Origin of the sequence: uncultured Desulfovibrio sp. (assembly GCF_944324935.1) — a bacterium.
Classification (GTDB): Bacteria; Desulfobacterota; Desulfovibrionia; order Desulfovibrionales; family Desulfovibrionaceae; genus Desulfovibrio.
The window spans coordinates 1-7424 of record NZ_CALUYG010000076.1 but is presented as its reverse complement, the minus strand read 5'-3'; the positions used below and the strand labels follow the sequence as shown (position 1 = coordinate 7424).

Genomic DNA, 7424 nt, shown 5'->3' with positions numbered 1-7424 from the left:
CGCAACATTCCGGGCAAACGTCATGTTGGCGGCCTGTCTGATTTGGCTGCAATAAACTTTTTAGAAACAGCCCCTAGTAGGCCCCGTAGCCGGTCAGCACCACGAAGGGCGTCTTGCCGAGGATCCAGAGATCCATCCAGACCGACCAGTTGGTCACATAATAGTTGTCCAGGGCCACACGCTCCTCATATGTGGTGTTGTTGCGCCCGGAGACCTGCCAGAGACCGGTGACGCCAGGCCGGACCCGGCAGTAATTCTCGTACACATGGCCGTATTTTTTCCGCTCGCTCTCCACGATGGGGCGCGGTCCCACAAGGCTCATATCGCCGACCAGCACATTGATGAGCTGCGGCAGCTCGTCAAGACTGGTCTTGCGCAAGAAAGCGCCCACGCGGGTTATACGCGGATCCTGCCTGAGTTTATGGTCCCGCTCCCATTCCGCCCTGAGCTCGGGCCGCTCTTCCAGAAAGCGCGCAAGCGCCGCGTCGGCATCGGACATCATGGTCCTGAACTTGCAAATGCGGATCTCCCTTCCGCCCTGTCCTATGCGCCGCTGCCGGTAGATGGCCGACCCCGGGCTGTCCAGACGGATGGCCAGCGCAATGCACAGCCCCGGCAGCAGGAGGATCACGGCCAGCGGCAGACAGATGCCCAGATCCAGCAGCCGCTTCAGCCGCCGACGCCAGCGGCTGCGCAGATTCTGCTTGACCAACAGCCCGGTATGCAGACCAAGGTCGCACGGCGTCAGCCAGAAGTGCTGCATGCCGGCGTCAAAGCGGGGGACCACAAGTGTCTTGCCGAAATAGCGGCTGACCAGCGAAAGATAACCGCCGTCCACATCATGCGTGCCGTCATGCAGCACCAGGGCGATGGCGTCGGGATGCCGCTGCGCGCATGCGCTGAGCCGGGCCGCCAGCTGCTCCCTGTCATCGGGCAGGTCCATGATGTCGCAGGGCAACAGACCATGCTGAGGATTGCGCTTGAGGTAATGCCAGAACGCCCGGCCCCGGCGGCTGCGGTCAAAAATGATGAGCGGCGCGCCCCACCAGCGGCGGCGCCCCCACCAGCGACGGGCCAGATAGCGCCAGCCGGGCAGCGCCAGACAACTCAGCCCCCAGGCCCCCAGCAGGGCCAGACGCGAGTAGGTCATGCTGCTCTTGCCCGCGAACAGGGAAAGCAGCAGCAGGGCGAACACCATGCTCGCGGACAGCGCGAGCGACCGCAACTCACGGTACGGCGGCAGCGGGAGCGTCTGATACAGGCCGAACAAAAAGCCGATGACCGGCATGAGCACAAGGATGAACAGCGCCATCCAGGCGTACTGCCCAAGCTCGACGCCGCCGAAGAGGGTCCGCGCGAGCAGCACCAGCGCGGAGACGAAAAGCAGAGTAAGCGTGTCCCCAAGGCACAGGATGAACTGTTGCGGGGGAAGACCTGCCCGACGCAGGAATATGGTGGGAGAAAACTTCACGAGCATGAGAAATCCGTCAAATGAGGTCGGCATTGTATATACCCATCCTCAGCATAACTCAAGGGAAAGGTCCCGGGGCTTGCGCCCGGGGCGGCCATCTGCTAGAAAAATCCCGTTCTGCCGCGCCTGCGGCTGTTTTTCAGAAATGGGGTTTTCCACCATGAAAAAGTTCTTTGTCTGTACTGTGCTGCTGGGCCTGCTGGCCGCTGTGCCTGCCTTTGCCAAAACCTACGTCAACGGCATTGACGCCAACTATCCGCCCTTTGCCTACATCGACGAAAAAACCGGCAAGCCCGCCGGCTTTGACGTCGATTCCATGGACTGGATCGCCAAGACCATGGGCTTCACGGTCACCCACAAGGCCATGGCATGGGACGGCATCGTGCCCGCCCTCGCCAACAAGCAGATCGACATGATCTGCTCCGGCATGAGCATCACCGAAAAGCGCCGCCAGATGGTGGATTTCTCCGATCCTTACTGGACGGTCTCCCGCGTTTTCCTGGTGAAGAAAGATTCCACGCTTACGCCCAAGGACATCCTTTCCAAGCCCATCAAGCTGGGTGTGCAGCGCGGCACGTCCGAAGCCGACGCCATCAAGCAGGAACAGAAGGAAAAGGGCTATCCCTTTGAACTGCGCTTCTATGAGTCCTGCCCCCTGGCTGTGGAAGATCTGCTGAATGGCCGCATCGACGCGGCCCTCATGGACCAGCTGCCGGCTGAAGATTCCATCGCCAAGGGCAAGGCCGTCAAGAAGGCCGGCACGCACGGCGAGCCCGATCAGTTCGGCGTGGCCATCCGCAAGGGCGACAAGGAACTGCGTGCCCTCATCGACGAAGGTTACCGCAAGCTCCAGGCCGATCCGTACTGGAAGGAACTCCAGGAAAAGTACCTGAGCAAGTAATGGCGGAGCGGACCGCACGGTCCCGCATCCCCTGTCGGGCAAGGCCGTCACCCTCTGTGGCGGCCTGCCCCTGTCTTTCCACCAACCCCTTTGCGCTGCCATGAACTCACTGCAAGTCATCTGGGATGCCCTGCCCTTCATCCTCGGCGGGACGCTGACCACCGTCAGCGCCGTAGCGCTGGCTCTCGGCATGGGCCTCGTGCTCGGCGTGCCTATGGCCGTGGGGCAGGTCTACGGCGGTACGCTGATACGCGCCGCCGTCGGGCTGTACGTCTGGTTTTTCCGTGGCGTGCCCATTCTGGTGCTGCTCTTCCTCAGCTACGGCCTGTGCATGAGCCTGGGGCTCGCCCTGCCGCCCTTCCTGGCATCCTGCCTGGTCATGGGCTGCATCAGCACGGCGTACCAGTCGCAGATCTTCCGTGGCGCCATCGAAAGTCTTCCCCAGGGGCAGCTCAGGGCCGCCCGCGCGCTCGGCATGACCGATGGCTGCGGCATCGCCTGCATCATCCTGCCGCAGGCCATGCGGCTCTCCCTTCCCGGCTGGGCCAACGAATTTTCCATCCTCCTCAAGGATTCCGCCGTCTGCTATGTGCTCGGCACGCAGGAGATCATGTCCCGCGCCACGGTCGTGGCCCAGCGCACGCATGAACACCTGGCCCTTTTTGCCCTCGCGGGCGTCATCTACTTCATTCTCACGCTCGTGGTGCTGAAGCTCCTGCGCGCTCTGGAAGACCGGGTGCATATCCCCGGCTACTCCACCGGCGGCACGATCGGCATGGGAGCAGCGGGGTAAGCATGAGCGAAACAGTTGCCCAACTTTCCAAGAAAACCGGCGCAAGCCCGGTCCTGCAGGTGTCCCACCTTTCCAAAAAACTCGGCGGAAAGCCCATCCTGCAGGATTGCTCCCTGACGCTGAACCGGGGCGAGCTGAAAGTACTCATCGGCCCTTCCGGGGCCGGCAAAAGCACCTTGCTTCAGTGCATCAACTGCCTCATCCCCCCGGACGAAGGCAAGATCCTCCTGGAAGGTCGCGCGCTTGATGTCGCCGACAGGCGCGCCCTCTGCGCCTTTCGCGCGCAGGTCGGCATGATCTTTCAGGACTTCAACCTCTTCGACCACCTGACAGCCGAGGAAAATGTGGTCATCGCCCTGCGCAAGGTGCGCGGCATGAGCCGGCAGGACGCCAACCGCCGCGCTCAGGAGGAACTCGGCCGCGTGGGCATGGCCAGACGCGCCGGCCTCTATCCCGCGCAGCTTTCCGGCGGGCAGAAACAGCGCGTTGCCATTGCCCGCGCCCTGGCGATGGATCCCAGGGTCATCCTGCTCGACGAACCGACCTCCGCCCTTGATCCCGAACTCGTCGGCGAAGTGCTGGCCGTCATCAAGGACCTCGCCCGCGGCGGCATGACCATGCTCATGGCCACCCACCAGATGGATTTCGCCCGCGCGCTGGCGCACGAGATTCTCTTCATGGAACAGGGCATCATCATCGAGCAGGGCTCCCCGGAAGTGCTGCTGGCCGAAGGCAGCGCCACCCGCACCCGGGACTTCTGCAAGCACCTTCTGGAGATGGGAGCCTAGGCGTGTTCGATGCAGCCTTTGTGTCACAGGAGCTCCTGCCCGCGCTCAATCGCGGCCTGCTGGTCAGCGTGGCGCTCATCGTGCCCGCCGGCGTGCTCGGCTTCATCGGCGGCATCCTGCTGGGCTGCGTGCGCGCTTTCGGCAGCCCCTGGGCCCGTCGTCTCGGCGATGCGTATACCTCCGTCATCCGTGGCGTGCCGCTGGCCGTCCAGCTTATGATGATCTATTTCGCCCTGCCCAAGGTAGGCATCTACTTCGAACCGTATGGGGCGTCGCTCATCAGCTTCATCCTCTGCAATTCCGCCTATCAGTCGGAATACATCCGCGGCGCCCTGCTCTCCATCCGACAGGGACAGATCAAGGCCGCGCAGGCCCTGGGCATGGACTCCCTTCAGACCATCGTCTGGATCGTCATCCCCCAGGCGGCCCGGCGCGCCCTGCCCGGCTGCGGCAATGAGATCATCTATCTCATCAAATACAGCTCCCTGGCCTACCTCGTTACCTGCATGGAACTCATGGGCGAGGGCAAGGTCGTCGCCTCCGACACCTTCCGCTATACGGAAGTCTTTCTCGCCGTCGGCGCTTACTACCTCGTTATGGTGACCCTGGCCACCTGGCTCCTCCACTGGCTGGAACGCCGCTTCCATGTGCCGGGCTTCGGCGCTCGCTGATGCCGTGGATCATTTTTTTGCGGGGGAAAGGAGGGAGCTTTTTGCAAAAAGCTCCCTCCTTTCCCCCGTACCCCCTTTCCTCCCGCAAAAACTCTTCCCGGGGAGGATGAAAAACGTACGGAACGTCGCCGGACATCTCCTGACCGATGGTCTCCCGGCGGCATGGCAAAAAAACGCGTTTCCCGCAGTGGGGGAAACGCTTTTTTTTACGCTGGTCGTGGCGGCATGTTGGCGTTATACCCGCGGCCGCTGCCAGATCATGGCCTTATAACCGCAGAAGATCAGCGCAAGCAGCAGGAGCAGCAAGCCCAGCGGGGACCATATGCGTCCGTGAAAACATTTTTCTTCAAGGTAAAAAACTTCTGCAAAGGGCAACGGAAGAAATATCACAAGGTGCAGCAGTAACGACAGCCAGGCATTTTTCCCCCGCTTGCCGGCGTCTCCCTGTATCTTCCTTCGGCGGCGACCAGCCAGGTACACGATGAGGCTGAACAGGCAAAGCAGCACAAGAAGCGCCAGGTGCAGCGGGATAGTAATGCCGAGAGAGATTATGAAACCCGAGAGATAGACTGTAACAACCGGAAAGCCGATAACGATAAGCAGTACGCCGACCCAGGGATTTTTCGGGCGGAACGTCTCCAGCGGTCCCGGTTCAGCCCGAAGGGCCGCCCGGTAAATGATGAAGCCCAGCGCCAGGTACAGCGGCAGGGGATACCCGTACGGGAAGAAAAGAAGAAAGATGCCCAGACAGAAGAATGTGTATGCCATGATGGAGTGGCTGGCGGCAAGCAGCAGCACCATGATGAACCACGGATCATGCGCCGCTGTTTCTTCGCGGGGGCGTCTCTTCCAGTCGAAAGCCTTGCACACGAGAGAACCGATCACAAGCATGGTAACGAACAGCATCCCCCGCCACATGCCGTCAGAGCATAGCGTAAGACCGGCAGGAGGCGGCACAACCACGAGAAACAGCACGACCTTGAACCATGTCGAGGAAAGTGCCGCTTCCACAAGGCTTCGCACTCGGGATCCCATCACCTCTCCTCCCTTTTGCCGTCTGTCGTATTCCAGAAACCGGCGTTATCGTGCTTTCCCAGCGCCGCCCGTCCTTCCTCTTTGGCCCTTCGTGGAAGGGGTTTCGCTCCTTGCAGACTACACATGCCGCCTGCGGAAGAAAAGCCCTCTTCCTCCCCAAACGGCTGTTCGGGAGCGTGACAGCCTGCCTGCTCCGCAGCTGTCCTCGGTCGCAGTTCTCCCGAGGGCATTTTCCGTTTGAAACGCGTTGCGTTTCAAACCATACGGCCTGTCGTTTCGCGGAAAAAACACGGTTTTTCCGCTCAGTTTGGGTCGGGCGGCGCTGTGCTGCCGCCTCGCGTTTTGCCTTTTGCAAAGCGAAAGCGCTCTCGCGGCATGGCAAAAAGAGCGTTTGCTCCGCAGGAAGGCCACGCTTTTTTTATGCTGCCTGCGGCGGCACGCACCTCTTATGCTTGCGGCCTCTGCCGCCAGGTCATGGCCTTGTATACGCTGAAAACGGCGAGCAGCACGGGCAGCCAGCCCCAAAGCGGAGAAAGCCAAGCCTGTACGGTTTTGTCCGCAGTGAGGATTTCGGCCTCAAGCATGAACGTGGCGCACGCCAGCAGACCGAGGCCGACGATGCGCACCAGCAAGGAGATCCAGAGGGTTTGCCTCCTCCCGTCTTCATGCCGATTCGTTCTCATGCGGCAGAACGCGTAGACGACGAGACCAGCATACGCGATGAGACCAGCCAGACAAAACCAGCGTATCAGCGGCCGCCCGACCAGATCAGCCAAAGCAAACAGCAGCACGAAAAAAACGCTGGCGAGGTAGGAGGCAGCGGCGGGGAGACCTGTTATGACCAGCAAAATCCTGAGCCAGGGGTTTTGCGGCCACGACAACATATCCCCGGGTCGCCTTCCTTGCCGGCGGAACGCCATGAAAATGACGAAGCCAAGCGCAATGCACAGGGGAAGACAATAGAGATAGGGGGATCCCAAAAAGCAGAAAAGAAACAGCATGGACATGGCGTGCATGATGCCGGGGCCGGTGGCAAGCATAAGCGTCATAATGACCCACGGATTATGCAAGTGCGCCACCTTATGAGGAAATTTTTTCCAGCGGACGGCCTTGAACACGATGACGCCGAGCACGGCGAGGGGAAGAGTGAACATCAACGCCCTGAAGAGGAAGATGTCGGCGAAGTGAAAAGGGAAAGGAGGAGGTACGGCCACAAGAAACAACACGATCTGGAACCAGCGCAGCGGAACCGCCGCCCCTCCTCTGCTCGCAGTAGCCGTCGACATAACCCCCCTCCCTGCCTGATAGCGCATCCCTTGTCACACACGCGTCGTTGGGCGGCTCTCGATCTCCGCTGCCTCTCACACAACAGCTTGCGCATGTTCCGTTTGAAGCGCTTTGCGCTGTGCATACCATACGGCCTGGCATTTCGCGGAAAAAGGCGGTTTTTCTGCTCACTTTGGGCCGTGGCGGCACGTTACGCTTCCGCCTGCGGCTGCTGCTTCCAGGTCATGGCCTTATAGCCGCAGAAGCTCAAAATAAGGAGCGAGGGAAGAAAACGCAGTGGAGACAACATGAACTCGACAACATATGTGCCGACAAGGGCAGAGGCCGCAAGGGGGGGCAGATTGTCAAACGAAAGTTGACACAAAGAAGACCCCGTCTTCCCTCATTTTTTCCACAGTTGTCTTGTAACCGAACTTCTTGCGCGGGCGGTGGTTGATGAGTGCCACCGCCCTCTCTATGTCTTTTTGCGTTATCCCCT

The 7424-nt window shown here is 60.7% G+C and carries 7 protein-coding genes; 4 read left to right on the top strand and 3 right to left on the bottom strand.

All coding sequences use genetic code 11. The features are described 5' to 3' along the window. Positions 1-73: 73 nt before the first annotated feature. Positions 74-1477 (bottom strand): undecaprenyl-phosphate galactose phosphotransferase WbaP, encoded by a 1404-nt coding sequence (wbaP, locus tag Q0J54_RS11775; protein WP_296305932.1) that lies wholly within the window; start codon positions 1475-1477, stop codon positions 74-76. A 154-nt stretch (positions 1478-1631) separates the two neighbouring features. Between wbaP and Q0J54_RS11770 the strand changes: the two genes are divergently transcribed. From Q0J54_RS11770 to Q0J54_RS11755, 4 genes are all read left to right on the top strand, one after another. After that, entirely contained in the window at positions 1632-2372 is a 741-nt protein-coding gene (locus Q0J54_RS11770; RefSeq protein WP_296305931.1) for an ABC transporter substrate-binding protein, read from the top strand. Between the two features lie 100 nt (positions 2373-2472). Beyond that, positions 2473-3165, top strand: a complete 693-nt coding sequence (locus Q0J54_RS11765; protein ID WP_296305929.1) for an amino acid ABC transporter permease — start codon at positions 2473-2475, stop codon at positions 3163-3165. 2 nt (positions 3166-3167) lie between these two features. Beyond that, positions 3168-3953 (top strand): amino acid ABC transporter ATP-binding protein, encoded by a 786-nt coding sequence (locus Q0J54_RS11760; protein WP_296305928.1) that lies wholly within the window; start codon positions 3168-3170, stop codon positions 3951-3953. Positions 3954-3955: 2 nt separating this feature from the next. Beyond that, on the top strand, positions 3956-4624 hold the full coding sequence (locus Q0J54_RS11755) for an amino acid ABC transporter permease (RefSeq protein WP_296305927.1): 669 nt from the start codon (positions 3956-3958) through the stop codon (positions 4622-4624). A 234-nt stretch (positions 4625-4858) separates the two neighbouring features. On the opposite strand, the gene Q0J54_RS11750 is transcribed toward Q0J54_RS11755, so the two are convergent. Both Q0J54_RS11750 and Q0J54_RS11745 read right to left on the bottom strand, forming a co-directional pair. Beyond that, positions 4859-5659, bottom strand: coding sequence for a hypothetical protein (locus Q0J54_RS11750; RefSeq protein WP_296305925.1), 801 nt, complete (start codon positions 5657-5659; stop codon positions 4859-4861). 446 nt (positions 5660-6105) lie between these two features. Beyond that, positions 6106-6945, bottom strand: a complete 840-nt coding sequence (locus tag Q0J54_RS11745; RefSeq protein ID WP_296305923.1) for a hypothetical protein — start codon at positions 6943-6945, stop codon at positions 6106-6108. Positions 6946-7424: the final 479 nt, after the last annotated feature.

Coding starts and splice junctions, on each gene's coding strand:
- Q0J54_RS11750 (WP_296305925.1), bottom strand. CDS start 5,659: ATGGGATCCCGAGTGCGAAGCCTTGTGGAAGCGGCACTTTCCTCGACA.
- Q0J54_RS11770 (WP_296305931.1), top strand. CDS start 1,632: ATGAAAAAGTTCTTTGTCTGTACTGTGCTGCTGGGCCTGCTGGCCGCT.
- Q0J54_RS11760 (WP_296305928.1), top strand. CDS start 3,168: ATGAGCGAAACAGTTGCCCAACTTTCCAAGAAAACCGGCGCAAGCCCG.
- Q0J54_RS11745 (WP_296305923.1), bottom strand. CDS start 6,945: ATGTCGACGGCTACTGCGAGCAGAGGAGGGGCGGCGGTTCCGCTGCGC.
- wbaP (WP_296305932.1), bottom strand. CDS start 1,477: ATGCTCGTGAAGTTTTCTCCCACCATATTCCTGCGTCGGGCAGGTCTT.
- Q0J54_RS11765 (WP_296305929.1), top strand. CDS start 2,473: ATGAACTCACTGCAAGTCATCTGGGATGCCCTGCCCTTCATCCTCGGC.